The following is a 25,881-nucleotide window of genomic DNA, read 5'->3' on the forward strand; positions in this document are numbered from 1 at the left end:
GAAGGGTGTATGCCGTGGCGAAACGCCGGAAGAACGGTCTGTACTCAGGGATCTCCGAAGAACTGTCCGCGCTGATGCGGACGGGGTGGGCGGACACCGAGCGGAACGACCTCGGCCTCGACGAGCAGGCCCCGTACGCGGCCCGCCGCCGCGCCGCGCTCTCCGCGCGCTTTCCGGGCGAACGGCTCGTGATCCCCTCCGGACACCTCAAGATCCGTTCGAACGACGACGTCTACCCGTTCCGGCCGTACTCCGGCTACGTCCACATGACCGGGGACCGGGCCCGGGACAGCGCTCTCGTCCTCGAACCCCGGGCGGACGGCGGCCACGACGCCCGCTGCTACCGACTGCCGCGGGACAACAGGGACGACGACGAGTTCTGGACCGGCGCCTCGGCGGAGCTGTGGATGGGCCGGCGCCGCACCCTCGCCGAGTCGGAGCGGGTGCTCGGTCTGCCCTGCAGGGACATCCGCACGGCGGCCGACGACCTGGCCGCCGCCCCCGGTGTACCGACCCGGATCGTCCGGGGCATCGCCCCGTCCCTGGAGGCAGCCGTCGCCACGGAGGAGGAGCGCGACGCCGAACTCGAAGAGGCGCTCGGCGATCTCCGCCTCGTCAAGGACGACTGGGAGATCACCGAGCTCCGCAAGGCCGTGGACTCCACGGTCCGCGGATTCACCGATGTCGTCGGTGAGCTCTCCCGGGCGATCGCATCGTCCGAGCGGTGGATCGAGGGCACGTTCTTCCGCCGTGCGCGTCTGGAGGGCAACGCCGTCGGCTACGGCACGATCTGCGCCGCGGGCGAGCATGCCACGATCATGCACTGGACGGACAACGACGGCCCGGTGCGCCCGGGAGACCTGCTCCTGCTCGACGCCGGTGTCGAGACGCACACCCTCTACACCGCCGACGTCACGCGCACCCTGCCGGTCAACGGCACCTTCACCCCCTTGCAGCGCAAGGTCTACGACGCGGTGTACGAGGCCCAGGAAGCCGGCATCGCGGCAGTCAAGCCGGGTGCCGCGTACCGGGACTTCCACGAGGCGGCCCAGCGCCATCTGACGGCGCGGCTGGTCGAGTGGGGCTTCATCGAAGGCCCGGCGGACCGCGCGTACGAGCTCGGCCTCCAGCGCCGCTTCACGCTGGCGGGCACCGGCCACATGCTCGGCCTGGACGTCCACGACTGCGCGCAGGCCCGGAACGAGGAGTACGTCGACGGCGTACTGGAGCCGGGCATGGTGCTCACCGTCGAGCCCGGCCTGTACTTCCAGCCGGACGACCTCACCGTGCCCGAGGAGTGGCGCGGCATCGGCGTCCGGATCGAGGACGACCTGGTCGTCACCGACGACGGTCACGAGAACCTGTCGGCGGGCCTGCCCCGGTCCGCGGACGACGTCGAGGAGTGGATGGCCCGGTTCGCGGGCTGAGTCCGTCGAGGACGGGCCCGGCGCCGGGATCTCTCCGCGGGGAGCGGACTCCGGTGCCGGGCCAAGGACTTCGAAGGCACTCTCCGGCCGTCGCGGGGTGGGGACGGCAAGCGTCCGCGGCAACACCATGGCGGCCCTGTTCTGAGCACCCTCGTCCGTCTCCCTGCCCACCGCGGGCCGTACCGTCCGGTTCGACCACGGCGACAACCGCCCCCGCCACCGGCGGCTCGACCGCCAGTGACCGGGCCCCGGGCCCACTACCAGGGCCAGTGCGACGACGAGCACCTCGCAGGCCTCGCCCATGCGACCGTCACCGAGCGGATCGGTGCCCGACGGGGGACAATGGCACCTCTGGGCCGGATGAGGTGGTGGGTGATGCCCGCATGGCATCTGCGCGACTATCACGACGACGATCTCGACCGGGCGATCCAGGTCTGGGACCAGAGTCGGCAGGGCTGCCGCGACCCGGTCTTCCCCGTCTCCGAGGTGATGACCGCGGCCAAGGCCGGTCAGCCCGCGGTGGTCGCGGTGGTCGGCGAGGAACTGGTCGGCATGGCCGTGGCTCAGGCGTACGGTGGGCGAGGCTGGATCCTTCTGGTCGCCCTGGCCTCCCGCTGGCGCGAGCGCGGGATCGGCAGCGCCCTCCTCGCCGAGTTGGAGCGTCGCCTGCGCGCACTGGGCGTGCGCCACGTCAGTGCGCTGCTGCCCGCGGGCGCGGCCGGGACGAAGGCTCTGGAGAACGCGGGCTACCGGTTCCGTGACGACCTGACCTACTACGAGAAACTCGATCCGCCCGGAGCCGCGAACGCCGACGTCCTGGCGACGCTGGGCGGGCGCATGCTGCCCGGGGACCTCTGGGACGCCATGGCCGGATTGGACCGGGAGAAGCAGGTCGTCGAGCGTCGCGTCGTGCTGCCGCTGAAGGAGCCGGCGCTGGCCGACCGCTACGGTGTGGTTCCGCCCAAGGCCATCATCCTGTTCGGCCCGCCCGGCACCGGCAAGACGAGTTTCGCCAAAGCGGTCGCCTCACGGCTCGGCTGGCCGTTCGTGGAACTCTTCCCGTCCCGGCTCGCGGCCGACACGAGCGAGGGGCTGGCCACGGCGCTGCGGGAGGCATTCGCGGAACTGTCGGAACTGGACTCGGTGCTGCTCTTCATCGACGAGGTCGAGGAGATCGCCGGCGTGCGGTCCGGGAAGGCGGTCGATCCCGGGCACGGGGTGACCAACGAGTTGCTCAAACTCATCCCCGTATTCCGTGAACAGGACGCGCGCCTGCTGGCCTGCGCCACCAACTCGGTGCGCTCTTTGGACGCGGCCTTCCTGCGCCCCGGACGATTCGACTGCGTCATCCCCATCGGGCCCCCGGACGCGACCGCGCGCTCGGCGATCTGGGCCCGCTATCTCAGGACCGCCACCGAATCGGTCGACCTGGCCCAACTGGTGGCGGCGAGCGAGCTGTTCACCCCGGCCGACATCGAGTTCGCGGCTCGCAAGGGCGCGCAGGCGGCGTTCGAGCGTGAAGTCACCCGGCGCCAGGGCCGGCCGGCCACCACCGAGGACTACATGACCGCCATCGCCGATACACGGCCCACCCTCACCGCGCAGGCGATCGAGGAGTTCGCGGAGGACATCGAGAAATTCAGCCGGCTATGAGCCCCGGTTCCCGCGGCGTGCTCCGCCCCGACGGCGGGGTGTCGCGGATTCGGCGACGCACCGGTCCGCCCGACCCGCAGGGCCCTGCCGCCTCCGGGGCGGCTCCGCCAAGTCCTCGTCGCCGCCCGGCGGGCCGGTAGCCGTCGAACGCGGGGTCAGCGGGACGCGCCGTCATGGATCTCGGCGGTGTATCCGCCGGGGAACTTCACGAGTGCACTGTTGCGGCCCGCCGAGGGGCGGGGCCCCCACAACACCGTGGCACCGGCGGCCCTGGCCTTGCCCAGCGTCGTTGCGAGGTTCGCCACCTGGTATCCGGTCACCTCTCGCCCGAACGGGTAGGGCAGATGTCCGTCGGAGACGGTGACGACGGTCTTCCCGAACGGCGAGGTGAGGCGGATCCTGCGGTACGTCTTCCCGGTCAGCCCGATCTCGCCCGCGTCCGCCTTCGGCGTGTCGGAGACGATCGATCCGCCGGTGAACCTCAGATAGGAGCGCAGGAACGCGCTCACGGCGTCGGGCGACACGTACACCCGGTTCTCCGGGACCGTCTCCAGCGGCTTGTACGCCGGAGCCTTGGTGTGCCAGTAGATCTGTGTGTTGACCCCGCCCGGGAACTGGATGACCGCGTCCTGGCCGAGGGGGTCGGGGAAGGGGGAGACGATGACATCGGCCCCGCTGGCGCGCGCGTGCCGGATGCCGACGTCCATGCTCGTCACGAGCCATCCGGTGCGTTCTGTTCCGAACGGGTACGGGACGGGCGTCTGGAAGTCGAAGACGGACAGGGTGCCGACCGGCGAGAAGATGAGTTCGGACTTCGTCCGACTGGGGGTGGGGGTGACGTCGGTGACCGATACGGCGGTGTTCGTCCCGCCGAAGGTGGCCTTCCAACTGGCGGTGAAGGCGGGCACCTTGCCCGGTTCGACGTACACGTGCGTCGTGTCGTACTGAGGGCCGACCGCTATTCGAGTGCTGTCCTGGGCGGCGGCCTCCGGGGCGTCGGCCGAGGTGGGGGCCGTGCGGGTGACCAGCAGGCCGGATACGGCCGCCAGGGGCAGAAGGCAGGCGAGAACGCGTTTCCTCATGAGGGCTCCTCCGAGTCGGGAACGACTGTCGGGATGTTCTCGGCCCGGGCAGTCCCTGCCGGGGCCTTCCGTCGCATCCCTGCGACTGCGTACCGGAACCGCATGCCTACGTAGAGTAAAAAGGTCCGCGCTCGGCTGCACCTCGGAGAGCGGGTCACGCCACGAACGCCGGGCCCTCGCCGCCGCCCGCTCCTCGGACGACACCGGTGCTGCCCCCAGGACGACGCCCGACCCCGATGCCCGGCTCCGATGCCCGCGTCCGCCCCCTGGGCCCGTCGTGCGGAGCCGGGACGGCGAGTGCCGGGGCGCCGCAGGCCCCGCGGGCCCCGCCCTTCGGGCGGACGACGCCACTTTCGCAACACGCCCTGGAGGCGCTCTCACCGCCGCGGGGCGGACTTCATGAGCCAGTTCACCGTACGGCTGACGTCGGACAGCGACAGGATTCCGACGAGTTCGCCCTCGTCCACGACCAGGACGCGGTGCTCGGCGCCGGGTTCCATGCGGGGCAGCAGATCCGCGAGCGCGGTGTCCGCACCCGCGACGACGGTCTGTGACAGCGGCACCATCACCTCGCCGACCGTCACCGTCCCGTCCTGCCCGGGCGGCACCTGCCTGGCGGAGTTCAGGGTCACGAGCCCGACCGCTTCTCCGTGCTCGCCGGTCACGGGGAACGCGGAGTGCCGGTACCGGTAACGCGGGTCGGCCAGCAGGTCCGCCACCGTCAGGCCCACGGGCGCGGTGACCGGATCCCTCGTCATGACGTCACGCACCGGCACCCCTGCGAGCAGGCCGCGCAGCTGGGCCTGCCTCCCCTCGGCGGTGGCGGCAGCGATGAGGAACCAGCCGATCAGGGCCAGCCAGAGTCCTCCGAACCCGCCGCCCCTCATGAACGCCACCAGCCCCAGCACGACGAGCAGCCAGCCGAGGACGCGTCCCGCCGCGCTGGCCCCGGCGGTCGCCCGCAGCCGGTCTCCCGTACGCCACCACAAGAAGGCGCGCAACAACCGTCCGCCGTCGAGCGGGGCGGCCGGCAGGGCGTTGAAGACGGCGAGCAGCAGGTTGATGCCCGCGAGCCAGGCCACCACCTCGATCAGGAGCCCGGGCGCGGACACCAGGGTGAGCAGCCAGTCACCCAGGACGAAGAGTCCGCCCAGCAGGAGGCTGACCAGCGGACCGACACCCGCGATGCGCAGTTCCGCCGCCGGGCTCGACGCCTCCGACTTGAGCCGGGCCACCCCGCCCAGCAGCCACAGCACGATGTCGTCGACGGCCACCCCGTTGCGCCGGGCCACCACGGCGTGCGCGAGTTCGTGCGCCAGCAGTGAGGCCAGGAAGACCAGGGCGGCCCCGAGGCCCGCCGTCCAGTACACGACCGGGGCATGGCCCGGATACGTGTGGGGGAACCGGCCCTGTGCGAGGCCGAACGCGATGATGACGAAGATGAACAGCACGCTCCAGTGGACCCCGACCCGGACCCCCGCGATCCGCCCCAGCGTCAAGGTGGCCCGCACGGCGTCCCTCCTTGCTCGGCGTCTCTCCGGCGCCGCTCGACGTACGACAGGTCTCCGCCCATGGCCGACGGGCCGAAGAGGGCGTCGGCGTCCGGCGGACTTGCGACGAACAGGTTCCGGACCCGTCGGGCCCGGTTCGGATCAGCGGAACGACGACGGCGACCGCCGGCACGATGATGATCAGGATGGTCCACACCCGAGGGGTCCGGTGCCTGTGAGACGGATCCTGCGGACCGCCTCCACGCGGCCGGTCCTCGGGAGGCCGGCGTCATCGGGCCGGTCACGGCGTTAGAACTCGGAGTCGGACATGTTGACAGCCCTTCTCTCGCCCGGTCGCCCCATTCGAGTGGGACGTCCCACATGCCCCATGGTCCCACTTCCGCCTCTTCCGCGACGCAGCGCCGTCGCCCACCGGTCGCGGGAGCTTCGGCGGTTGTGCGCCGCACCCTGGGAGAAACGCCCCGGACCGGTGCGTGCGTGCGCCGGGCCCGGCCGGACGTGCCCGAAGACCGATGTCCCCCGTCCGGCGGCACCGTGCGAGTGCCGTGCCCCTGATCTGCGTAATGCGGGAGTACGCGCAGGACAGTCCGCATAGTGCACAGGGGCGCGCTGTGCGCCGCGGGCGCGCTTCCCGGGTGTGCCACCCGCAAGCCGAGGAGGGAGTCGAACGGTGCTTCTGTTCCCCGGACGCAGGCGAGCGCTCAAGGAGAAGACGCGCCGGATCGCCGAGGCGGGCTATGTCGCGGCCGACCGGCGCGCGCCCGTCTCGGAGGCCGCCCGGGGGATGATGCGCAAGGCGTTCCCCGACCACTGGTCCTTCCTCCTGGGCGAACTCGCCCTGTACAGCCTGCTCGTCCTGGTGGTCACGGGCACCTTTCTGACGCTCTTCTTCGATCCCAGCATGAAGCAGGGGACGTACCTGGGTTCCTACGGTCCGCTGCACGGCCTGAGGGTCTCTCAGGCGTACGCCACGACGCTGCACCTCAGTTTCGACGTGCGGGGCGGGCTGCTGGTCCGGCAGATGCACCACTGGGCCGCCCTGATCTTCGTCGCGGCCCTGGGAGCGCATCTGCTCCGAGTGTTCTTCACCGGAGCGTTCCGCCGGCCCCGGGAGGGCAACTGGATGGTGGGCGTGACGCTGTTCCTCCTCGCCCTCCTGGAGGGCTTCTGCGGCTACTCCCTGCCGGACGACCTGCTGTCCGGAACCGGACTGCGCACCGCGGACACCATCGTGGGTTCCCTGCCCGTCGTCGGCACGTACCTGAGTCATTTCCTGTGGGGCGGAACGTTCCCGGGTCAGTCGATCCTCCCGCGCCTCTACGTCGTCCACGTCCTGTTCGTCCCCGGTCTTCTCATCGGCCTGGTGATCCTCCACCTGGGAATGGTCGTGTACCTGAAACACACTCAGTGGTCGGCACCGGGAAGGACCAACCGCAACGCGGTGGGACAGCCGATGTTCCCGCACTTCACCGCCAAGTCGGCGGGACTGAGCATGATGGTCGCCGCTGTCATCGCGTGGCTCGGCGCCACCGCTCAGATCAATCCGGTGTGGAGCTACGGCCCCTACCGGGCGGATCAGGTCTCCACCGGGTCGCAGCCGGACTGGTACGTCGGGTTCCTTGAGGGCGCGCTGCGGCTCATGCCCGCCTGGGAGAACGTGGTGGCGGGACACACACTGATGTGGAACGTGCTGGTTCCGGCGGTGCTGCTGCCGGGGGTGTTCTTCCTGGTTCTCTACCTGTATCCCTTCTTCGAGAAGTGGATCACCGGTGACGTGGGCGAACACCACCTGTGCGACCGCCCCCGGGACCGTGCCACGCGCACGGGCCTGGGCGTGGCGGCCATCGTCTTCTACGCGGTGCTGCTGGCCGCGGGCGGCAACGACGTGACGGCGTTCGTCTTCGACGTCTCCATCGAGACACTGACATGGATCCTCAGGGTCGTGCTGGTCGTGGGGCCGTTGATCGCCTATCTCGTCACCAAGCGCGTGTGTCTCGCGTTGCAGGCACGCGAACGTCAGCTGGTGGAAAAGGGACTGGAGACGGGGCGTGTGGAGCAGAACGTCTATGGCGCGATCAGCGGCGGCCACCGGCCGCTCGACGGCAAGCGGCGCTACCGGGCGCTGGTGAGGGATGTTCCCCGGCCGCTGGCCGCGCCCGGCAGGAGGGCCTCGCGCCGGGCCCGCGTCCGCTTCCGGCTGAGCAATTGGTACTACGGCGACCGGGTCGACATGCCGACGACGGAGGAACAGCGCGCACAGATCGAGGAGAGGCTCAGAGACCCGGTCGGCGAGTCGGACGAGCGGTGAGGGACGGTGGCCCCGGTCATGGGACAGCGGCGCGTCCGTATGCCGGGTCCGGCGTCGGCACGCGCCGCTGCTCCTGAGCGGTCTCAGTCCTCCCGGTCGGCGAACTGGAACGTCATGCCGAAGACCCCGCACAGGGTGACGGCGAGGCCGATGAGGAACAGGAAGAGCGCATAGACCACGCCCAGGGCCATCAGCACCATGCCCACGGCGACGGTCACCGGATAGGCGCTGTGCGGCGGGAAGAAGTCCACGAGGCCGGAACGCTCCTGGATGTCCGAGTCCGGACGGTCCTCGGGCCTCGCGCCCCTCCTGCGGTGGTTCGCCCAACAGAAGAAGCTGACGAGCGCCGACATGAGGAAGGAGACGGTGAGCGCCGTGGCGCCGGCCGGTTCGCGCGCGAACCAGATGTAGGCGGCGCCGGTGAACAGGAAGAACAGTGCCACGCCGGCGAAGAGTCGTGCCTCCGGTCTCATGCGCCCCGCCCTCCGATCGTGTCCGGTGCGGGCGTGATTCCGCCCGGCCCCGCCGCCTTCGGCGCGAGTGCCTCCGGATGGTGGAGATCGAACGCGGGGGAGTCGGAGCGGATCCGCGGCAGTGACTCGAAGTTGTGCCGCGGCGGGGGACAGGAGGTGGCCCATTCCAGTGAACGGCCGAATCCCCAGGGGTCGTTCACCGTCACCATCGGAGCGTGCCGGGCCGTCTTCCAGACGTTGTGGAGGAAGGGCAGTGTGGAGATCCCGAGGAGGAAGGCGCCCACCGAGGAGACGGTGTTGAGCACGGTGAAGCCGTCGTTCGCGAGATAGTCCGCGTACCGGCGGGGCATCCCCATCTCACCGAGCCAGTGCTGTACGAGGAAGGTGGTCTGGAAGCCGATGAACAGCGTCCAGAAGTGGATCCGGCCGAGCCGTTCGTCGAGCATCCTGCCGGTCATCTTGGGCCACCAGAAGTAGAAGCCGCCGAACATGGCGAAGACGATGGTGCCGAACAGCACGTAGTGGAGGTGGGCCACGACGAAATAGCTGTCGGTGACGTGGAAGTCCAGTGGCGGCGACGCGACGAGGACGCCGCTCAGTCCGCCCAGGAGAAACGTGGTGAGAAAGCCGAGGGCCCAGAGCATCGGTGTCTCGAACGACAGGCTTCCGTGCCACATCGTGCCGATCCAGTTGAAGAACTTCACACCGGTCGGCACCGCGATCAGGAACGACATGAGCGAGAAGAAGGGCAGCAGCACGGCCCCCGTGGCGAACATGTGGTGGGCCCAGACGGAGGCCGAGAGCATGGTGATGGCGATGGTGGCCCCCACCATCCCGACGTAACCGAAGACGGGTTTGCGGCTGAACACGGGAAGGATTTCGGTCACGACGCCGAAGAACGGCAACGCGACGATGTAGACCTCCGGATGCCCGAAGAACCAGAACAGGTGCTGCCAGAGCAGCGCCCCGCCGTTGGCGGGATCGTAGACGTGCGCCCCGAACTTGCGGTCGGCCATCAGCGTCAACAGGGCCGCCGTCAGCACCGGGAACGCCAGCAGGACCAGGATCGAGGTGAAGAGGATGTTCCAGGTGAAGATCGGCATCCGGAACAACGTCATTCCCGGGGCGCGCAGGCAGACGATCGTGGCGATGAAGTTGACGGACCCCAGCGTGGTGCTGATGCCGCTCAGGACCAGCCCCATGGCCCAGAGGTCACCGCCGGCCCCGGGCGTGCGGATGGCGCTGTTCAGCGGGGCGTAGGCGAACCAGCCGAAGGAGGCGGCACCGCCGGGGACGACGAGACCGCCGACGACCATCAGCCCTCCGAAGAGGAAGAGCCAGTAGGTCAGCGCGTTGAGCCGCGGAAACGCCACGTCGGGCGAGCCGATCTGCAGCGGCATGACGGCGTTCGCGAACCCGGCGAACGTGGGCGTCGCGAACAGCAGCATCATGACCGTGCCATGCACGGTGAAAAGCTGGTTGTACTGAGTCGGATTCAGGATCTGGAGCCCCGGTCGTGCCAGTTCGGCGCGCATGACCATCGCCAGAACCCCGGCGAACAGGAAGAAGGCGAACGAGGTGACGAGGTACATGTTGCCGATCGTCTTGTGATCGGTGGTCGTCACGATCTCCCGGATCCGGCAGCCCATGCGCACACGGGGGTTGTCGGTCACAGCCTTCTCCGGCGGTGTCCGCTGCAGGTGTTCCAGCTGTGACATGGTGCCTCCGTGGTTCCGCACGGCGGCGGTGACGGGGCCCGCCGCCGCGCAAGCTGGGTGGTCTCCTTCTGACGGCCGGACACCTTCCTGTGAGCCGACGACCCGCCGCAGGCACCGGTGGGCGTCCGCGTTCGGTGGCACGGGAGGCCGGTGACATCGCGGTGAGGCCACGGCGTAGCGCTGCCGGGGAGGGGTGTGGCCCGTCCTCCCGGACGGAGGGCGGTGCGGACGAGGAGCGACGGCACCGCTTCGGTCACGACGGGGCCCACGCAGAGCCGTGACGGTGTCCGGCACCCCGAGTTCCGGACACCGTCACGGGGAGCCGAAGCGGGCAGCGGCTCTCCACCGATATGAACGAAACCCCCTCCGCGGAGGATTCGCCGCCGAACGGGTGAGCAGTTCAGGTCGACGGAGAATGCCGTGCGCCCCTGCCGGGGCGATGCGTTTCGGTGGCCGTCCCATCAGCCGTGGGGCCGACGCCAGAAAGCGGTTTCTGCGTACCGGGATCAGGTCGGCGAGGTGGGTGTACTCCACTCGTCGCCGGTGCGCGCGGCGTCCCGTTGTGCAGGCACGTCGAGACTGCCTGTCATACCAACACGGCATAGACGAGGAAGAAGGCCGCCACGAATACGACGACGACAAGAATGGCGATCAGTGGCCCTGCCGCCCATCCCCTGGGGGGTTCGTTGCGCGGCCCTGCTTCGGAGGTGCTGCCTTCGGCGGGGGGCGTCTCGCCGGGAGGAACGCCGCCGCCGGGCTCCAGGCCGGTCGTATGGCGCGGATCAGGATCCGGATTCCCCATGGTCATACTCTGTATCTACCCATTTGATATCAATCGCACCATTTCCTTGCGGAGAGGTCCGCTCTTCATCGGGTTGGTGCCCGGCGTCATCGGGTCGATGTCCGACGCTCTGCCGCTCCGACCTGCGACGGGACGGGTCTCTGCCGTGCCGTCGGGTCCGCGCCCCTTTGCGCGGGAGAACTCACGGCTGAGGGTGACGGCGGAAAGCCCTATATCATGAAGTAGCGCCGCATTGTGGTGAGAACAGTAGGTTATCTCCGCCTTCGGAGAGTGAACATGGCCGCAGCCGAAGAAGACGAGACGCAGCGCCTCAAGCGACCGTCGGGCAGGAAGGCCGCCGAAAAGGCCGGTGACCGGCAGGGCGACGACCGGACGAATGGAGCCGGACGTGCGACACACGCCGTGACCGCGCCGCAGGCCATGCGACGGGCGGCCGACCAGTTGCGGGAGTTGTTGGGGCGAGCACCGGAATCGGTGTCGGCGGTCAGGCCGACCGATGAGGGTTGGCAGGCCGACATAGAGGTGCTGGAGCTGGAACGCGTTCCCGGCACCACCAGCGTCATGGCGAGCTACCGGGTCCTGCTGGACGAGGAAGGCGAACTGGTGGCGTACGAACGCACCCGCCGCTACACGCGGGGGCAGGTGGACCGGGGCCGTTGACACACCGGACGCCGTCGGCACACGCCAGAAGGAGGGTATGGCCGCGCCCGGCGCCGGAGGCTTTACCTGAAGGGAGGCACCCATGACTGTGGTGCCGCAAGGCGCGGGAACCGTCGCCACCGGCGGCGGAGGCTCCGCCAATCTCTACGACATCCTCGACCTGATACTCGACCGCGGCCTGGTCATCGACGTCTTCGCGCGGGTCTCACTGGTCGGCATCGAGATCCTGAAGGTCGACGCCCGCGTCGTCGTGGCCAGCGTGGACACGTACCTGCGCTTCGCGGAGGCGTGCAACCGCCTCGACCTGGAGGCGGGGCGCAAGGCGCCCGCTCAACTCACCGACGTGGTCGGAGAGGTGACCGAGGGCGGCTCCCGCGGCAAGGCCAAGGGCGCACTGAGCGGCGCGGCCGAAGTCCTGAGCGACGCTCTCAAGGGAGGCCGGGACGACGACGAGGAGACCGCGGAGGCCGAGGAGGAACGGGAGCGGCCGAGGCGTCGGCCCGCTGCCCGGCGCCGGAGGGAGTGAGCCATGGCCGTGTACGTGTACACCGTCGTCGACAGAACGCATCCGCAGCGGCTGGACGGCCTGCCCGGCGTGGGCGACCCGCCGACGACCCTGCGCACCGTGGACTCGGAGAAGTTGTCCGCCGTCGTCAGCGACGCCCCGGAGGAGCTGCGGCCCAAACGCCGGGATCTCGCCGCACATCACGCGGTGCAGGAGCGTCTGATGGGCGACGGCACCGTACTTCCCCTGCAGTTCGGCTTCATCACGACGGACGACGACGCGGTACGCGCAGTGCTGGAGGAACGCACCGAGTGGTTCCTCGAGCGTCTGCGGGCACTGGAAGGGTGTGTCGAGTACAACCTGAAAGCCGGCCAGGACCAGAGCGCACTGCTACGGCAGATCCTGCGCGATTCCGAGGAGGCGCGCAGGCTGAACGACGAGATCAGAGGCGGTCGTGAGGATCCGCAACTTCCGTTCACGCTCGGCGAGCTGGTGGCCGGCGAGGTGCGGGACCGGCAGGGGCGCACGGCCGAGACGATCGTCGATTCTCTGCGCGGCTTCGCCCGGGAGGAGCACGCGTCACAGTCGGCGGGGGACGACTTCCTCAACGCGTCCTTCCTGGTGGAGCAGGGGAAGGAGAAGTCCTTCCTCGCCGCCGAACAGGAACTCGCGAAAGGACTCGGATCGGACTACGACCTGCGGCTGCGTGGACCGCTGGCCCCGTACAGCTTCGTTTAGGAGGAGGGATGGGACTGCTCACCCAACTGGTCACTCTGCCCCTGGCCCCCGTGCGCGGGGCGGCGTGGGTGATCGAGCGCGTCGTGGAGGCGGCGGAGAACGAGTACTACGACCCCGGGCCGGTCGAACGGGAACTCGCCGCTCTCGAATGTCGGCTCCTGTCGGGCGAGATCGACGAGGAGACGTTCGACCGGCGCGAGGACGAACTCCTTGACCGGTTGGACGAGATCAGGGCCCGTGGCCGGGGGAACAGCGCCTGAACGGGCAACGCCCTCCTCCATGGGGCCGCACGCCCCCGGCGTGTCGCCGACGCGCCGGACAACAGGGAAACGAGGTGCAGTGGCTGTGACCGAACCCGTCGCCAGGAGGCTGGGAGACCTGCCGTCCAGGTCCGCACCCTACGGACCCTACGGCCAGGGCACGTCGGCCAACCTCGCGGACATACTGGAGCGGGTCCTGGACAAGGGAATCGTCATCGCGGGCGACATACGCATCGACCTCCTGGACATCGAACTGCTCACCATCAAGCTCCGTCTGCTGGTCGCGTCGGTGGACAAGGCCAAGGAGATGGGCATCGACTGGTGGGAGCACGACCCGTCGCTCTCCTCCCGCGCTCACGACGGATACCGCTCGCTCACCGACGAGAACGAACGTCTGCGCGCCGAGATCGAGGAACTACGCCGAGGTGCCGAACCGCTGACCGGCCGACAGGGGGAATCCACCGCGGAGATCCGCCGCGGCGCTCCTCACCAGGAACGGGAACAGGAGCGGGGGCCGGAACGGGAACGGAAGCGGGAACGGCCGCACCGGGCCGATGAACGGGACGAGCCATGACCGCCGACGCCATCAGCTACGCGTACGCGGTCGCACGCGACGACGGAGGGCTGGAGCGGACGCTGGCCGGTCTCTTCGGGGTCTCCGGGGCGCCGGTCCGCCTGGTGCGCTCGGAACACTGCGACGGCCTGGTGATCGCCGTCAGCTTCGTACCGGCAAGCGAGTTCGAGGAGAACGTGCTGCGGCTCCATCTGGAGGACCTGGACTGGTTGGAGTCCACCGCCAGGGCGCACCACCGGGTGGTCGAGGCGCTGGCGGCACGCACCACCGTCCTGCCGTTGCGGCTGGTGACCCTGTACCACGACGACGAGCGGGTGCGGTCCGTGCTCGCGGACCGCTGCGACGCGTTCGGTTCCCGGCTCGAGGCCCTGGCCTCCCGAGCCGAATGGGGCGTCAAGGTCTTCGTCGACGAGCCGATGGCGGAAGGCCGGGAGGAACCGTCCGCCGATGAGGGCCTGGGCCCCGGACGGGCCTATCTGAGCCGTCGCAGGGTCCAGCGCAGCGCCCGGGACGACGCCTATCGCCATGCCGGACACGTGACCGAACGAATCGAGTCGGCCGCCCGCCCTTACTCGGTCGGCAGGGTCAGGCACCGCCCGCAGCAGGGCGTGCTCGCGTCCGGGGCAGGACAGAACGTCGCCAACGACGCCTATCTCGTCCCGTCGAGCTGCACCGACGAATTCCGGGCCCACGTGGCGTCGGCGGCAGACGGGTTCGAGGGCGTGCGCGTCGAGATCACGGGCCCCTGGGCTCCGTACTCGTTCGCGACTCCCGACCTGCCGCAGGGCGGGGAGGGGGTGGCGCGGTGACGGCCATGGGGCCACCGGTGCCGTCCGAGGAGCCGCTTCCCGACCGGCAGGTGGCGTTGATCGACCTGTTGGACCGGTTGCTCAGTGGAGGGGTCGTCCTCACCGGCGACATCGTGCTGTCGATCGCCGACATCGACCTCGTGCGCATCTCCCTGCGCTCGCTGATCGTCTCCATCAGCGAGCGGACCCCCGCCCCGTGGGAGACCTCTCCACGCCCGTGGAGGTGACGATGACAGGCGAGCAGCACCTGCCGCACAGCCGTCTCGGCGAGATCGCCGAAGCCGCCGACCGCGCGCTGCGGTCCCTGCCCACGAGGGACGAGGACGTCCCGCACGTCCCGCGAGGCGCTCGGCGGCCGGCCCGCAGGGTGAACGCGGATCCCGACACGGTCGAACGCGACCTGATGAAACTCGTCCTCACCATCGTCGAGTTGCTGCGGCAGCTCATGGAGCGGCAGGCGCTGCACAGGGTCGAGGCGGGGGACCTCACGGCGGAGCAGGAGGAGCGACTGGGGGCGACACTGATGATTCTGCACGACCGGATGACCGAACTCTGTGCCCGGTACGGCCTCACCATGAGCGACCTCAACCTGGACCTCGGCCCGCTCGGCACTCTGCTGCCTCCCCGGGAATGAGAGCGCGGCGTCCTGCGGTCACCGGACGCGGTCGGCCCCCGCGCGGTCGGCCCCCGCGGGTTGCAGCGGACGGGTTGCGGCTCACGGAGCGCCTGACCCGCTCCGGGCAACCGGGCGCGCACGATGCCGTCACCGTCCACGCGCACGTCGAAGGCCGGTTGCGAAGCGGTGGTCGGCCTGCAACACAGAGTCGGCGTACAACGTGACGGCGGCGGTGACGGACGTGTCGTCGAAGTGCCGTCGTTCGGCCAGCGTGTGCGCCGGGCGTCGCACGGCAGGCGGCACTTCGACGACGCGGCCCAGGGCGGGGCGCGAAGGGGGGACACGTCGGTCAGTCCGGCTCGTCGTCCTCACGCCCGTCCTCGTCCTCGGGTTCTTCCTCGTCCTCCTCCCACTCGTCGTCCGCCTCCGGCCCCTCTTCCTCCTCGTCTCCTTCGCTCTCCTCCTCGTCCGACTCGCGGTCCCACCGCGCCTCCTCGTCCTCGACGGCCTGCTCGTGGGTTCGTACCACTTCGCCGTCACGGATCTCACCGCGCCACCCCTCGGGCTCCTCGTCGGCGAGAGTGACGTGGCGCTGGAAGTGCTTGAGGTCCAGCCGCAGTCTCCGGCCCTGCGCGCGCCAGAGGTTGCCCGTCTTCTCGAACAGCCCCGATGCGAAGTACTCGACGACCAGCACGATGCGTGTCAGGCCGGGAGCCAGTTCGTGGAAGCTCACGGCACCCCGTGTCGTCCCCTTGGGGCCCTCGGATCTCCAGACGATGCGCTCATCGGGCACCTGCTCCTGGACGGTTGCCTTCCAGCCACGGGTCGAGGGGCCGACCTTGGCCTTCCAGTCGCTCGTCGTCTCGTCGGACCGCGAGACGTTGCGCACACCCTTGGTGAACCCGCTGAACTTCTCGTAGTGTGTCCAGTGGTCGTAGGCCGTGCGCAAGGGGACTCCCACATCGATCACCTCGACGATGTTGGTGACCTTCTTGTCTCCCGGCGCGTGTCCCTTGCCGCCGCCGAGAAGGCTCCCCGTCTTGTCCAGGAGCGCGTCCTTCACGCTCTTCGCCGTTCCGGAGAGCACCGCTTTGACGGGGGAGCCGCCGCCGAGAAGGCTCGCACCCACTCGGGAGAGCGACCCGCCGTTGCGCGCGACATCGACGAGCTGGTCCGTCACGTCGAACAGCTTGTCGCTCGCCCGCTCCGCCAGGTCTCCGACGCGAGCCGACAGATAGTCCCCCAGTTCGTCGCGGAACCGGTCGAACCCCGAAACCTCGGCCTCCTTGAGCCGCTGTGCCATGACTGGTCACCTCCGGCGCCCGGCGCGTGACGGTGCCTTCTCCGAGGAAGGAGTCTTCTTCCCGGGAGCGGCCCTTTCGGCGGTCTGCCGCCGGGGTGAGGGTTTCTTGGAAGGCGTCGTCCCCCCGGCCGCCCGCTTGCGGTCGCCCGTCCTCCTCGTGCCGTTGCCTCTGCCCGCGCGGTCACCAGGCTTCTTTTCCGAGGTGCCGCGGGCGCGCGGTCCTCTCGCGCGGTCCTCGTGTGCGTGCTCCTTCTCGTGTCCCTCTTCCTCGTCGTTTTGATCGAGGTCCTTCCCGTCCGGACCGTCCCGGTCCTCCTCCTCACCGGAGCCCTCCAAGCGAAGAGTCCGCTCGTGAAGAGCATCGGCGAAAGCGGAGAGACGACGATCGGCGGCCGCTGATACGGCTTCGCGACCGACCGCCATCAGTTCGCCCCGCAATTGATCGCCCAGATCCGCGACCTGGGGAATCTCCCCGAGCCTTTTCGCGCCCTCGGTGACGATTTTCCGTGGCTCGACCCCGAACTGACGGCCGGCCGCATAGGACGCTACCGCGAGGGCGAGCCGCCCCTTCTTGGTCCGCCCCAGAACGTAACCGCCTGCCACCGCCACGGCGAGCAACAGTCTGTTCACATCGGTCATGGGTTGTTCACCCTCTCAACGACGTCGAGCTCTCACAGACGTCGGGTTCCTTTGGGTGCCGAGTTCTCACGGGTTTCGAGCGGAACAGTGCGAGAACGGATTCCTCCGGCTCTGTTCCGCTGCTTCCGCTGTTTCGTGCTCACGCCGTCGACCGGGCCTTCGCGGGAGCCCTTGGAAATGGGCCCGGAGGAGCGGGAGAACGCTCCAGAGCCGCGAACGGCCCGCACTTCCCGGAGGGGCCGTGCGGGCCGTCTCACGTTTCCGCCCCGCCGACCTTCTCCGGTCGTGCGGCGGAAGGGTCATCGATGGCTACCGAGCGGGCGGTACATGAGGCGGGGTGCGGTCACGGCCGCCACTCATCTTCTTCTTGATCTCGCCCTTGGCCTGCTCGGCCTTTCCCTCGGCTTCCTTGCGGCGGTCTCCCGCCAACTTGCCCATGGTTTCCTTCGCCTTGCCCTTGATCTTGTCCTTGCCGCTTCCGTGAGCCATTGCGACTCCTCCGCTGGGCTGTTCAGAGCTCTCTTTCAAACGTAGTTCCTGTCCGAGTCATCGGCGCGGTGTGGAAACGATTCATTGAAAGTGGAAACGACTCATTGAAAGCGGGCCGATGCGGTGGTGCCACTGGGGCCGTGTTACCAGCCGGTCGAGCCGGATAGTGGCTTGAGGGACGTGGCCACGGTCCGCTGCCCGGCGTCGCCGACCGATGCGAGCGCAAGCACTTCAAGTTCGCGCCCCTCACGGGGGCGCAGAAGTGGCATATTCACAAGGCGTCGAACCTCCGGGGGATCACGGCCTGCCGCCCTTGGCCGGCAGCCGAACTGCGCCGGATCGATCCGGAGCTCGTGGTGGCGTTGGGCGCCACCACGGGCAAGGCCCTGTTCGGCGGCTCCTTCAGGGTGACGCAGGGGCGTGGCGCGCTGCTGTCCCTGCCGGACTGGGACATCCCCGCGGCTCCGGATGCCGCAGCGGAGGGCGAGTTGAACGGTCATCGGTTGCGCGCCACGGTGCACTCCTCGGAGCCCGGCGGCGAGCCGTTGCCGCCGGGCTCCGAGGGGCGCTCCTGGTGGTGGTTGGGCCGAATGGAGCAGATAGGCATGGGCGAGCACCGCGAAGAGGGAAGCTCCTTCGGAGAGAACTCCGGATCCAGGTGCGGGAAGGGAGGCCGACGGTGGCCACGATGACGGGTGAGACGCGGGACGGTTCGGTGTCGGGGTGTCTCAGGTTGCCGGGCATCGTGCTCGGGGTGGGGATGGGCGGGTTCGCCGACGGCATTCTGCTGCATCAGGTCCTGCAGTGGCACCACATGCTCAGCAGCACCGACCACGACCGTATCGGAATCAAGTACTACGACCCGAACACGGTCTCCGGACTGGAGATGAACACGGTGTGGGACGGCGTCTTCCACACCGTGTGCTGGCTCGCCGTACTGATCGGACTGGCCATCCTGTACGCGCGCGTCACCCGCGACCGTCTACGGGTGTGGCGGTCGCGGGTGCTGTGGGGCTGGATGCTCGTCGGCTGGGGCCTGTTCAACCTCGTCGAGGGCGTCCTGGACCACCACGTCCTGGGCATCCACCACGTCCACTCCGGAAACGGCCAGGTCTGGTGGGACATCGGCTTCCTGGTCCTGGGCGCTGTGCTGATCGCTGCCGGCTACCTGCTGCAGCGCAGCGGCCGGCCCTTCGATCCGACCGCGCCCGCCCGCCGTGAGGAAGGTCGGCACGCCTGATGGGACATGACGTGTCCGTGCACCAGCCCCTGGGCGACGGGGCCCTTGAGATCTTGCTGCCCGCGCTCGCCCTGTCGGCGGCCGCCGGCGCGTACCTGCTGCTGGCACACCGGGCCCGCCGCCGCAATCCGGTCCTGGGCTGGAGCCCGTGGCGAACGGCGAGCTTCCTGACCGGGACCGTCCTGCTCGGGGCGGCTCTGCTGTCGCCGGTGGCGTCCCTGGCCCACGACGACTTCCGCGCGCACATGATCCAGCATCTGCTCATCGGCATGTACTCGCCGCTCGCGCTCGTCCTGGCAGCGCCCGTCACCCTCCTGCTGCGCACCCTGCCCGCGCCCCGGGCCCGTCGGCTGACCGGCATGCTGCGCAGCACGCCGGCCCGGTTCGTCGCCCGACCGGCGGTGGCCCTCACGCTCTCCGTCGGCAGCCTCGTCCCGCTCTACTTCACCCCCTTGTACAACGCGATCGTGGGTGTACCGGCGGCGCACTGGCTGTTGCACGCGCACTTCTTCCTGTCCGGATGCCTGTTCACCCACGCCATCGCCGGTCCCGACCCCGCCCCTGCGCGACCGGGCGTGCGCGCACGTCTGGTCTGTCTCGGGGTGGCCGTCGCGATGCACGCGGTGGTCTCGCAACTCATGTATGGCGGCTTCCGGGTCCACATCCACGCGCCGATCGACCAGGTCCGAGGGGGCGCGGAGATCATGTACTACGGCGGTGACGGCGCCGAACTGCTCCTGGCCGCCGCCTTGGTGACCACATGGCGACCCGACCGTCGGCGTACGGCACCGCCACGCGTCGTCGAGACCGGAGCCGCTCCGACACCTGTCTGAAAACCGACACGTCACGGCGATGGGGGGAAGGCCGGGCGAACCGGACCGCGGGCGGCGGCCCCGAGGACTGACGCAGGGCGTGGTGCCGGACGCGGGTGCCCGGAGTGGGCCCCGCAGGCGTCGGTCCGTCAGCCGTAACCCCAGGGCGGCGGACTTGGCCGTGTGCGCGGGCGCAGCTCCGGTGTCACAGGGAAGAGCGACCCCGGGAAGTCACAGGGAAAGGGACGCCAGGGACCGGGCGGGATGGCGTGGGCCGAGGAACACGGAGATGCCCTGGCCGTCGGGCGGCTGCCCGAGACCTGCCACCCGATGGACGTGCTGCGCGCGGCCGTCAGCTTCTTCGGCGTCGAGGACCCGACCGACGACGACGGCGGTCTCGCCGCCAACCGCGCCAAGTCCCTGACCCTGTTCGTGAAACTGCCCACGGTGGTCGCGGCCGACCAGCGCCGCCTCCGGTGCCCCGACCCGATCCCGCCCGACCCGGACCTGGGTACGCGGAGAACTTCTTCCGCACGTGCTTCGGCGCGGGCCGTGCGGTGCTCGGCGGGGCCGGGGCGCCGAGCACCCCGGCCCCGGTGTTCCGGCCGCTCAGGACGGGGAGAGCTCACCGCGGACCGTGCGGGCCGCGGCGACCAGGTTCTCCAGGGAGGCGCGGGTCTCGGGCCAGCCGCGGGTCTTCAGTCCGCAGTCGGGATTGGCCCACAGCCGTTCCGCCGGGATGGCCTTCAAACCGGTGCGCAGCAGATCCGCCGCTTCTTCGGAGCTCGGGACGCGGGGGGAGTGGATGTCGTAGACGCCCGGTCCGGCCTCGCGCGGGTAGCCGTGGTCGGAGAGTTCGCGGGCGACCTGCATGTGCGAGCGCGCGGCCTCCAGGCTGATGACGTCGGCGTCGAGGTCGTCGATGGCCTGGACGATGTCGCCGAACTCGGCATAGCACATGTGGGTGTGGATCTGGGTGTCCGGACGTACGCCACCGGTGGTGAGCCGGAACGCCTCGGTCGCCCACGCGAGGTAGGCGTCGCGGTCGGCGGCGCGCAGCGGCAGGGTCTCGCGCAGGGCGGGCTCGTCGACCTGGATGACCGACGTACCGGCCGCCTCCAGGTCGCTCACCTCCTCGCGCAGGGCGAGGGCGACCTGCCGGGCGGTCTCCCCGAGCGGCTGGTCGTCGCGGACGAAGGACCAGGCGAGCATGGTGACCGGCCCGGTGAGCATGCCCTTGACCGGGCGGTCGGTGAGGGACTGCGCGTACGTCGTCCAGCGGACCGTCATCGGCTCGGGACGGGAGATGTCACCTGCCAGGATCGGCGGGCGCACGTAGCGGGTGCCGTAGGACTGCACCCAGCCGTGCTGGGTGGCGAGGTAGCCGGTCAACTGTTCGGCGAAGTACTGGACCATGTCGTTGCGTTCGGGCTCGCCGTGCACGAGGACGTCCAGGCCCGTCTTCTCCTGGAAGGCGATCACCTGCTGGATCTCGGCCTTGACGCGTTCCTCGTACCCTGCCGTGTCGATCCGGCCGGCCCGCAGGTCCGCTCGCGCGGCGCGCAGCTCGTCGGTCTGCGGGAACGAGCCGATGGTGGTGGTCGGCAGCAGCGGCAGGCCGAGGTGTGCGCGCTGGGCGGCGGTGCGCTCGGCGTACGGCTGGGAGCGGCGCGCGTCGGCCTCCGTCGTGGCGGCGGCACGGGCGCGGACCGCCGGGTCGTGGGTGATGGGCGAGTGTGCGCGGGACGCGAGGTCGGCCCGGTTCGCGGCGAGTTCGGCGGCGATCGTATCGGTGCCCTGGGCGAGGCCCTTGGCGAGTGTGACGATCTCCCGCGTCTTCTGCCGTGCGAACGCCAGCCAGCGCAGGATCTGCGGTTCGATGTCCCGCTCCGGTGCCGTGTCCAGCGGCACGTGGAGGAGGGAGCAGGAGGCCGACACGTCGACCCGGTCGGCCAGGCCCAGCAGCGTGCCCAGCGTGGACAGGGACTTGGCGAGGTCGTTGCCCCAGATGTTGCGGCCGTCGACCACTCCGGCGACCAGTCGCTTGCCGGGCAGTCCGCCGACGGCGGCGAGCGCGTCCAGATTGGCGGCGGCGCCCTCGGTGAAGTCCAGCGCAAGACCGTCGACCGGGGCCTTGGCCAGGACCGGCAGGGCGTCGCCGAGCCGGTCGAAATAGGAGGCGACCAGCAGCTTCGGACGGTCGGTGAGCGTGCCGAGGCCGCGGTAGGCGCGCTCGGCGGCGTTCAGCTCGGCAGGGGTGCGGTCCTGGACCAGGGCGGGCTCGTCCAACTGCACCCACGCGGCGCCGGCGGCTCGCAGGTCGGCGAGGACTTCGGCGTACACCGGCAGCAGCCCATCCAGCAGGGTGAGCGGATCGAAGTCGGCGGCCACGCCGGGAGCCGGCTTGGAGAGCAGCAGATAGGTGACCGGGCCCACGAGCACGGGCCGGGCGGTGAGTCCGAGCGCGAGGGCCTCCTTCAACTCGCCCGTCTGCTTGGCCGAGTCGGCGGTGAAGACGGTGTCGGGGCCCAGTTCCGGGACGAGATAGTGGTAGTTGGTGTCGAACCACTTGGTCATCTCCAGCGGCGCCAACTCCTGGGTGCCGCGGGCCATGGCGAAGTAGCCGTCCAGGGCATCGGCGGTGACGGCGTCCCGATGGCGTTCGGGGATCGCACCGACCATGACGGTGGTGTCCAGGACATGGTCGTAGAACGAGAAGTCGCCGGTCGGCACCTCGTGGATGCCGGCGTCGGCGAGTTGCCGCCAGTTGCTCCGGCGCAGGTCGGCGGCGGTGGCCCGGAGGGCGTCGGCCGTGACGCGGCCCTTCCAGTAGCCCTCGACGGCCTTCTTCAGTTCCCGGTTCCGGCCCTGACGGGGGTAGCCGTACACGGTGGCCCGTGTTGCCGCGGCTGCGGACTTCGGTGTCACGGAGATCTCCTTCGCGAGATGAATCCCTGAGATCCCGGGGACGGGACGAGAGCGCGAAGGGATGGCGAACCCAGCCAGGACGGCCCGAGCGGTCACCTCACTGCACCGTGACGGGAGCCTGTGGCGGTCCCGCGAGGGACGCGATGCCGCCGGACGGCGCGGGCGGCGCGGAGAATGCCGTGCGCCACGGGCGCCCCAGCAGCTCTTCGACCCCCCTGAGGTCACCGGCCGCCAGGCGGCTGCGTATCAGAGTGGAGGAGCAGGGAAGGCCGTCGTGGGCGACGAGCGGCACGGCGTCCACGGTGAAACCGAGCCGCCTTCCCGCGCGGCCGAGCAGGGCGGTGTCGCCGCTTCCTCCCCGGCCGAAGCGGAAGTTCTCGCCCACCACCACGGCGCGGGCCCCGAGCGTGCGGCCGAGGAACCGGTCGGCGAACTCGTCGGCCGCCATGTCGGCCAGCGCCGTGGTGAACGGCAGCACGAGCACGACGTCGATGCCCAGGCCGTGGGCGTGGCGGACGCGTTCTTCGAGGGACGTCAGGTGCGTGGGCGCGCGCTCCGGACAGGTCACCGTGAGGGGGTGCGGGTCGAAGGTCAGCAGCACGGACGGCAGCCCGTGGTGAGCCGACCGCTCGCGCGCCCGCCGGACCAGCGCGGCATGGCCGCGGTGGAATCCGTCGAAGACGCCCATGGTCACGGCGCAGCCCCGCCAGTCGGAGGGAACGTCGTGCGGGCCCGTCCACACGGCGCCCGAGGCGTGGACTGCCGGTGCGAACTCCGGGCAGTTCGGGGTAGATTGCGCTGTCACATCCGCATCCTTGGTCTCAGGCACATCCGCATCCTTGGTCTCAGGCCCGTTCGAGGACGAAGTCGTACCGCTGCACGAGGCCGCCTTCCCCGTCCGCCACGGGGCGCAGGAACAGCTCGGGCTTGGTCGCCCGGGCGACGTCGTCGTCCACCCACGCGCCGCCTTCGAAGTACAGCTGCGTCGTGAGCTGCCGGTGTCCTTCGGCCCGGACCATCACGTGCAGATGAGCGGGACGCCAGGGGGGCCGTCCCGCCGCGGCGATCATGCGTCCCGTGGGGCCGTCGGCCGGGATCCGGTACGGTGCCGGCCGGATGGTGCGGATGGAGAACCGGCCCTCGTCGTCGGTGACGACCAGACCGCGCAGGTTGCCCTCGGGCAGGTGCGGCGCGAAGCCGGAGTAGTGGCCGTCGGCGTCCGCGTGCCAGATGTCGACCTCCGCGCCCGGCAGGGGAGTGTCGTTCACGTCGCGGACCTGGCCGGTGAAGGAGAGCGGTGTGCCCTTCTCGTCGGCCCGGCGGGGCAGTTCGCAGTGGGCGGGCAGACGCCGGCTGCCGGGCAGGTAGTAGGGACCCTCGATGGAGCCCTTGGTGCCCTGTCGGCTGCGGGAGGCCACCTCCTCGACGGCGTGCTCGACGAACACGTCCAGGAGGAGGGGCCATTCGTCACCCTCTCCGACCTCCATCAGCCAGCTCTTGGCCGCCTGGAACTCGGGATAGGTGATCTCGTGGTCGGAGACGACCTGGTGCACCGCGCCGAGCAGGGCCCTCAGGATCGTGTCGACGCGTTCGGCGGAGGTCTCCGCTGTGCCGCGGTATCGGTTGTCGGCCCGGAACACGGCGCCGGCCGGCGCGCCGGAATCCGCGGCGGTGGGGGACGTCGAAGTATCGGTGATGCTCATCGTGCGGCTCCGAGATGGGCCGGGGCGGCACCGGACCGCCCCGGCGAAGTGATCAGCGGCGGTGGATGCTCACGTCATCCGGGTTGATCAGGTCCGGCACGGTCCAGCCGTTCAGGTCGTACTCGGCCATGCACTGCTCCGCGAAGCCCTTCATGGCGTCGGCGGCCCCGGATGCCTGGGCGGTGAAGAGCATCTCCGCGCGCACCTGCTCGTGGTTGCCCGAGTAGTTGCGCTCGTACAGCTCGTGCCGGCCGCCGAACTCGCTGCCGATGGAGTCCCAGATCAGCTTCATCAGCTTGACCCGCTCGACGGAGTCGTAGCCGTTGGACCCGCGCACGTACTTGTCCAGGTAGGGGCGGATCTCCGGGACGGAGAAGTCCTTGGCGTTGGAGTTGAGGTAGATCAGCCCACTGCCCAGGTCCTGCATGATGATTTCCTTGATCCGCGGATAGCCGAGGGTCATGAACCAGCGGTAGGCCAGGCCGTAGTCGAGCTTGGGCAGGAGGGCGTCGTCCTTCCACGAGTCCGGGTTGTTCGCCATGGCGTCGGTCAGGCCCCAGAACAGGTTGCGCCAGGCGATGACCTCGCCCACGCGGGTCTGGATGCCGCGGAAGTCCTTGGTGCCGGTGACCTCCACCCCCTTCATCAGCAGTCCGGCGATGAAGTCGAGCTTGACGGCGAGGCGCGTGCAGCCGTGGAAGGTGAAGCGGTGCAGGAAGCCCGAGCCGGGGAAGAACGTGCTGGCCTTTTCGGCGTCGCCGTAGATGAAGACGTTCTCCCAGGGGATCTTCACCTTGTCGAGGATGAAGATGGTGTCGTTCTCGTCGAAGCGGCTGGACAGCGGGTAGTCGAAGGGGCTGCCCATGACGTCGGCGTTCATCGCGTAGGAGTGCCGGCTGATCAGCTTCATGCCGGGCGTGCCCATCGGAACGGTGCAGACCAGCGCGAACTCCTTCTTCTTGATCGGCAGGCCGTAGTGGGCGATGAAGTTGTAGTGGGTGATGGCCGATCCGGTGGCCACCACCTTGGCGCCGCTGATGACCAGGCCGTCGTCCCGCTCCTCGTCGACGTGGACGAAGATGTCCTTGACCTCGTCGGGGTTGCGGTCGCGGTCGACCGGCGGGTTGATGATGGCGTGGTTCCAGTAGAGGACCTTCTCCTGGGACTCGGTGTACCAGCGTCGGGCGTTGTCGCCGAAGGGCTGGTAGAAGTCGCTGTTGGCGCCGAGGGTGCCCAGGAAGGCCGCCTTGTAGTCGGGGCTGCGGCCCATCCAGCCGTAGGTCATCCGCGCCCACTCGGCGATCGCGTCGCGGTCGGCGACCAGGTCCTCGCGGCTGCGCGGCGTGCGGAAGAACGGGTGCGTGAAACCGTCGCTGCCGGTGTCGGTCGGCACCGTGAGCACCGACTGCTTGTCCGGGTCGTGCAGCGCGTCGTACAGCCGCGCGGTCATGCGCACAGAGTTACGGAAGGCGGGGTGCTCGGTGACGTCCTTGACCTTCTCGCCGTAGACCCACACCTCCCGTCCGTCACGAATGGACTCGATGTACTCGTCGCCCGTCAGCGGGCGGGTCTTGCGCACGCCCTCCGCGGGCGGGGCGGCCGGAGTGCGGGTGTCTTCCTGAGTCATGTCC

General features: G+C 69.8%; 26 protein-coding genes and 1 pseudogene. 15 read left to right on the forward strand and 12 right to left on the reverse strand.

Annotation, left to right across the window (positions count from 1 at the left end):
• The first annotated feature begins 14 nt into the window (after nt 1–14).
• Nucleotides 15–1,427, forward strand: a complete 1,413-nt coding sequence (locus tag AMK22_RS11635; RefSeq protein WP_073784078.1) for an aminopeptidase P family protein — start codon at nt 15–17, stop codon at nt 1,425–1,427.
• Nucleotides 1,428–1,802: 375 nt separating this feature from the next.
• Complete coding sequence (locus AMK22_RS11640; RefSeq protein WP_073784080.1) at nt 1,803–3,080, forward strand: ATP-binding protein; 1,278 nt, start codon at nt 1,803–1,805, stop codon at nt 3,078–3,080.
• A gap of 155 nt (nt 3,081–3,235) precedes the next feature.
• On the opposite strand, the gene AMK22_RS11645 is transcribed toward AMK22_RS11640, so the two are convergent.
• Together AMK22_RS11645 and AMK22_RS11650 are read right to left on the reverse strand one after the other, a co-directional pair.
• Nucleotides 3,236–4,162 (reverse strand): glyoxalase, encoded by a 927-nt coding sequence (locus tag AMK22_RS11645; RefSeq protein WP_073784082.1) that lies wholly within the window; start codon nt 4,160–4,162, stop codon nt 3,236–3,238.
• Between the two features lie 377 nt (nt 4,163–4,539).
• Complete coding sequence (locus AMK22_RS11650; RefSeq protein ID WP_073784084.1) at nt 4,540–5,673, reverse strand: site-2 protease family protein; 1,134 nt, start codon at nt 5,671–5,673, stop codon at nt 4,540–4,542.
• Between the two features lie 670 nt (nt 5,674–6,343).
• Here AMK22_RS11650 and qcrB point away from each other — a divergent pair.
• A complete protein-coding gene (gene qcrB / locus AMK22_RS11655; RefSeq protein ID WP_443333288.1) occupies nt 6,344–7,981 on the forward strand; it encodes a cytochrome bc1 complex cytochrome b subunit in 1,638 nt (545 codons plus the stop codon).
• 83 nt (nt 7,982–8,064) lie between these two features.
• On the opposite strand, the gene ctaF is transcribed toward qcrB, so the two are convergent.
• The 3 genes from ctaF to AMK22_RS11670 all read right to left on the reverse strand — a co-directional run bounded on the left by ctaF (nt 8,065) and on the right by AMK22_RS11670 (nt 10,980).
• Nucleotides 8,065–8,454, reverse strand: a complete 390-nt coding sequence (gene ctaF, locus AMK22_RS11660) for an aa3-type cytochrome oxidase subunit IV (protein ID WP_073784086.1) — start codon at nt 8,452–8,454, stop codon at nt 8,065–8,067.
• The gene (gene ctaD, locus AMK22_RS11665; RefSeq protein WP_073784088.1) at nt 8,451–10,172 is read right to left on the reverse strand and encodes an aa3-type cytochrome oxidase subunit I; all 1,722 of its coding nucleotides are present in this window, start codon (nt 10,170–10,172) and stop codon (nt 8,451–8,453) included. The genes ctaF and ctaD overlap by 4 nt, the downstream gene beginning before the upstream one ends.
• A 586-nt stretch (nt 10,173–10,758) precedes the next feature.
• Nucleotides 10,759–10,980, reverse strand: a complete 222-nt coding sequence (locus AMK22_RS11670; RefSeq protein ID WP_073784090.1) for a DUF6480 family protein — start codon at nt 10,978–10,980, stop codon at nt 10,759–10,761.
• Nucleotides 10,981–11,250: 270 nt separating this feature from the next.
• Between AMK22_RS11670 and AMK22_RS11675 the strand changes: the two genes are divergently transcribed.
• The 8 genes from AMK22_RS11675 (at nt 11,251) to AMK22_RS11710 (ending at nt 15,154) form a co-directional block, all read left to right on the forward strand.
• Nucleotides 11,251–11,634 (forward strand): gas vesicle protein GvpO, encoded by a 384-nt coding sequence (locus tag AMK22_RS11675; protein ID WP_073784092.1) that lies wholly within the window; start codon nt 11,251–11,253, stop codon nt 11,632–11,634.
• Nucleotides 11,635–11,716: 82 nt separating this feature from the next.
• The gene (locus AMK22_RS11680) at nt 11,717–12,160 is read left to right on the forward strand and encodes a gas vesicle structural protein GvpA (protein WP_073784094.1); all 444 of its coding nucleotides are present in this window, start codon (nt 11,717–11,719) and stop codon (nt 12,158–12,160) included.
• A gap of 3 nt (nt 12,161–12,163) precedes the next feature.
• Nucleotides 12,164–12,877 carry a GvpL/GvpF family gas vesicle protein gene (locus AMK22_RS11685; protein WP_073784096.1) on the forward strand — a complete coding sequence of 238 codons (714 nt, stop codon included), beginning with the start codon at nt 12,164–12,166 and terminating at the stop codon, nt 12,875–12,877.
• An 8-nt stretch (nt 12,878–12,885) separates the two neighbouring features.
• Nucleotides 12,886–13,137 carry a gas vesicle protein GvpG gene (locus AMK22_RS11690; protein WP_073784098.1) on the forward strand — a complete coding sequence of 84 codons (252 nt, stop codon included), beginning with the start codon at nt 12,886–12,888 and terminating at the stop codon, nt 13,135–13,137.
• A gap of 109 nt (nt 13,138–13,246) precedes the next feature.
• Nucleotides 13,247–13,711: a gas vesicle protein gene (locus AMK22_RS11695; protein ID WP_073784440.1), complete on the forward strand. Its 465-nt coding sequence runs from the start codon at nt 13,247–13,249 to the stop codon at nt 13,709–13,711.
• Entirely contained in the window at nt 13,708–14,520 is an 813-nt protein-coding gene (locus AMK22_RS11700; RefSeq protein ID WP_073784100.1) for a GvpL/GvpF family gas vesicle protein, read from the forward strand. Before AMK22_RS11695 ends, AMK22_RS11700 begins: the two co-directional genes overlap by 4 nt.
• Nucleotides 14,521–14,525: 5 nt before the next feature.
• A complete protein-coding gene (locus AMK22_RS11705; protein WP_073784442.1) occupies nt 14,526–14,747 on the forward strand; it encodes a gas vesicle protein in 222 nt (73 codons plus the stop codon).
• Between the two features lie 2 nt (nt 14,748–14,749).
• Nucleotides 14,750–15,154 (forward strand): gas vesicle protein K, encoded by a 405-nt coding sequence (locus AMK22_RS11710; protein ID WP_073784102.1) that lies wholly within the window; start codon nt 14,750–14,752, stop codon nt 15,152–15,154.
• A gap of 331 nt (nt 15,155–15,485) precedes the next feature.
• Here the strand turns inward: AMK22_RS11710 and AMK22_RS11715 are convergent, their stop codons facing one another.
• The 3 genes from AMK22_RS11715 to AMK22_RS11720 form a co-directional block, all read right to left on the reverse strand.
• Nucleotides 15,486–16,439 (reverse strand): SRPBCC family protein, encoded by a 954-nt coding sequence (locus tag AMK22_RS11715; protein WP_073784104.1) that lies wholly within the window; start codon nt 16,437–16,439, stop codon nt 15,486–15,488.
• 6 nt (nt 16,440–16,445) lie between these two features.
• Entirely contained in the window at nt 16,446–17,078 is a 633-nt protein-coding gene (locus AMK22_RS39135) for a histone protein (RefSeq protein ID WP_143203550.1), read from the reverse strand.
• 309 nt (nt 17,079–17,387) lie between these two features.
• A complete protein-coding gene (locus AMK22_RS11720; protein ID WP_073784106.1) occupies nt 17,388–17,567 on the reverse strand; it encodes a CsbD family protein in 180 nt (59 codons plus the stop codon).
• Between the two features lie 356 nt (nt 17,568–17,923).
• Between AMK22_RS11720 and AMK22_RS42285 the strand changes: the two genes are divergently transcribed.
• The 4 genes and pseudogenes from AMK22_RS42285 to AMK22_RS11740 all read left to right on the forward strand — a co-directional run.
• A complete protein-coding gene (locus AMK22_RS42285; protein WP_079186093.1) occupies nt 17,924–18,259 on the forward strand; it encodes a hypothetical protein in 336 nt (111 codons plus the stop codon).
• Entirely contained in the window at nt 18,256–18,807 is a 552-nt protein-coding gene (locus AMK22_RS11730) for a DUF2243 domain-containing protein (protein ID WP_073784444.1), read from the forward strand. Before AMK22_RS42285 ends, AMK22_RS11730 begins: the two co-directional genes overlap by 4 nt.
• A complete protein-coding gene (locus AMK22_RS11735; protein WP_073784110.1) occupies nt 18,807–19,640 on the forward strand; it encodes a cytochrome c oxidase assembly protein in 834 nt (277 codons plus the stop codon). Before AMK22_RS11730 ends, AMK22_RS11735 begins: the two co-directional genes overlap by 1 nt.
• A 285-nt stretch (nt 19,641–19,925) precedes the next feature.
• Nucleotides 19,926–20,167: pseudogene (locus tag AMK22_RS11740) on the forward strand (citrate/2-methylcitrate synthase); the annotation flags it as partial.
• A gap of 61 nt (nt 20,168–20,228) precedes the next feature.
• Here AMK22_RS11740 and metE read toward each other — a convergent pair.
• The 4 genes from metE to AMK22_RS11760 all read right to left on the reverse strand — a co-directional run bounded on the left by metE (nt 20,229) and on the right by AMK22_RS11760 (nt 25,877).
• Complete coding sequence (gene metE, locus AMK22_RS11745) at nt 20,229–22,547, reverse strand: 5-methyltetrahydropteroyltriglutamate--homocysteine S-methyltransferase (protein ID WP_073784112.1); 2,319 nt, start codon at nt 22,545–22,547, stop codon at nt 20,229–20,231.
• Between the two features lie 97 nt (nt 22,548–22,644).
• On the reverse strand, nt 22,645–23,352 hold the full coding sequence (locus AMK22_RS11750) for a hypothetical protein (protein WP_143203551.1): 708 nt from the start codon (nt 23,350–23,352) through the stop codon (nt 22,645–22,647).
• A gap of 40 nt (nt 23,353–23,392) precedes the next feature.
• On the reverse strand, nt 23,393–24,250 hold the full coding sequence (locus tag AMK22_RS11755) for a dioxygenase family protein (protein ID WP_073784115.1): 858 nt from the start codon (nt 24,248–24,250) through the stop codon (nt 23,393–23,395).
• Between the two features lie 52 nt (nt 24,251–24,302).
• Nucleotides 24,303–25,877, reverse strand: coding sequence for a 4-hydroxyphenylacetate 3-hydroxylase N-terminal domain-containing protein (locus AMK22_RS11760; RefSeq protein WP_073784116.1), 1,575 nt, complete (start codon nt 25,875–25,877; stop codon nt 24,303–24,305).
• Between the last annotated feature and the right edge of the window lie 4 nt (nt 25,878–25,881).

The sequence above is a fragment of the Streptomyces sp. CB01580 genome, assembly GCF_001905795.1.
Classification (GTDB): Bacteria; Actinomycetota; Actinomycetes; order Streptomycetales; family Streptomycetaceae; genus Streptomyces.

What these genes read in the sequence shown, in the direction of transcription:
- ctaD (WP_073784088.1), bottom strand. Translation starts at nt 10,172, where the DNA reads ATGTCACAGCTGGAACACCTGCAGCGGACACCGCCGGAGAAGGCTGTG.
- AMK22_RS11670 (WP_073784090.1), bottom strand. Translation starts at nt 10,980, where the DNA reads ATGACCATGGGGAATCCGGATCCTGATCCGCGCCATACGACCGGCCTG.
- AMK22_RS11700 (WP_073784100.1), top strand. Translation starts at nt 13,708, where the DNA reads ATGACCGCCGACGCCATCAGCTACGCGTACGCGGTCGCACGCGACGAC.
- AMK22_RS11735 (WP_073784110.1), top strand. Translation starts at nt 18,807, where the DNA reads ATGGGACATGACGTGTCCGTGCACCAGCCCCTGGGCGACGGGGCCCTT.
- AMK22_RS11760 (WP_073784116.1), bottom strand. Translation starts at nt 25,877, where the DNA reads ATGACTCAGGAAGACACCCGCACTCCGGCCGCCCCGCCCGCGGAGGGC.
- AMK22_RS11645 (WP_073784082.1), bottom strand. Translation starts at nt 4,162, where the DNA reads ATGAGGAAACGCGTTCTCGCCTGCCTTCTGCCCCTGGCGGCCGTATCC.
- ctaF (WP_073784086.1), bottom strand. Translation starts at nt 8,454, where the DNA reads ATGAGACCGGAGGCACGACTCTTCGCCGGCGTGGCACTGTTCTTCCTG.
- AMK22_RS11715 (WP_073784104.1), bottom strand. Translation starts at nt 16,439, where the DNA reads ATGGCACAGCGGCTCAAGGAGGCCGAGGTTTCGGGGTTCGACCGGTTC.
- AMK22_RS11675 (WP_073784092.1), top strand. Translation starts at nt 11,251, where the DNA reads ATGGCCGCAGCCGAAGAAGACGAGACGCAGCGCCTCAAGCGACCGTCG.
- AMK22_RS11710 (WP_073784102.1), top strand. Translation starts at nt 14,750, where the DNA reads ATGACAGGCGAGCAGCACCTGCCGCACAGCCGTCTCGGCGAGATCGCC.
- AMK22_RS11705 (WP_073784442.1), top strand. Translation starts at nt 14,526, where the DNA reads ATGGGGCCACCGGTGCCGTCCGAGGAGCCGCTTCCCGACCGGCAGGTG.
- AMK22_RS39135 (WP_143203550.1), bottom strand. Translation starts at nt 17,078, where the DNA reads ATGACCGATGTGAACAGACTGTTGCTCGCCGTGGCGGTGGCAGGCGGT.
- AMK22_RS11730 (WP_073784444.1), top strand. Translation starts at nt 18,256, where the DNA reads ATGACGGGTGAGACGCGGGACGGTTCGGTGTCGGGGTGTCTCAGGTTG.
- AMK22_RS11690 (WP_073784098.1), top strand. Translation starts at nt 12,886, where the DNA reads ATGGGACTGCTCACCCAACTGGTCACTCTGCCCCTGGCCCCCGTGCGC.
- AMK22_RS11685 (WP_073784096.1), top strand. Translation starts at nt 12,164, where the DNA reads ATGGCCGTGTACGTGTACACCGTCGTCGACAGAACGCATCCGCAGCGG.
- AMK22_RS11720 (WP_073784106.1), bottom strand. Translation starts at nt 17,567, where the DNA reads ATGGCTCACGGAAGCGGCAAGGACAAGATCAAGGGCAAGGCGAAGGAA.
- AMK22_RS11755 (WP_073784115.1), bottom strand. Translation starts at nt 24,250, where the DNA reads ATGAGCATCACCGATACTTCGACGTCCCCCACCGCCGCGGATTCCGGC.
- AMK22_RS11640 (WP_073784080.1), top strand. Translation starts at nt 1,803, where the DNA reads ATGCCCGCATGGCATCTGCGCGACTATCACGACGACGATCTCGACCGG.
- AMK22_RS11680 (WP_073784094.1), top strand. Translation starts at nt 11,717, where the DNA reads ATGACTGTGGTGCCGCAAGGCGCGGGAACCGTCGCCACCGGCGGCGGA.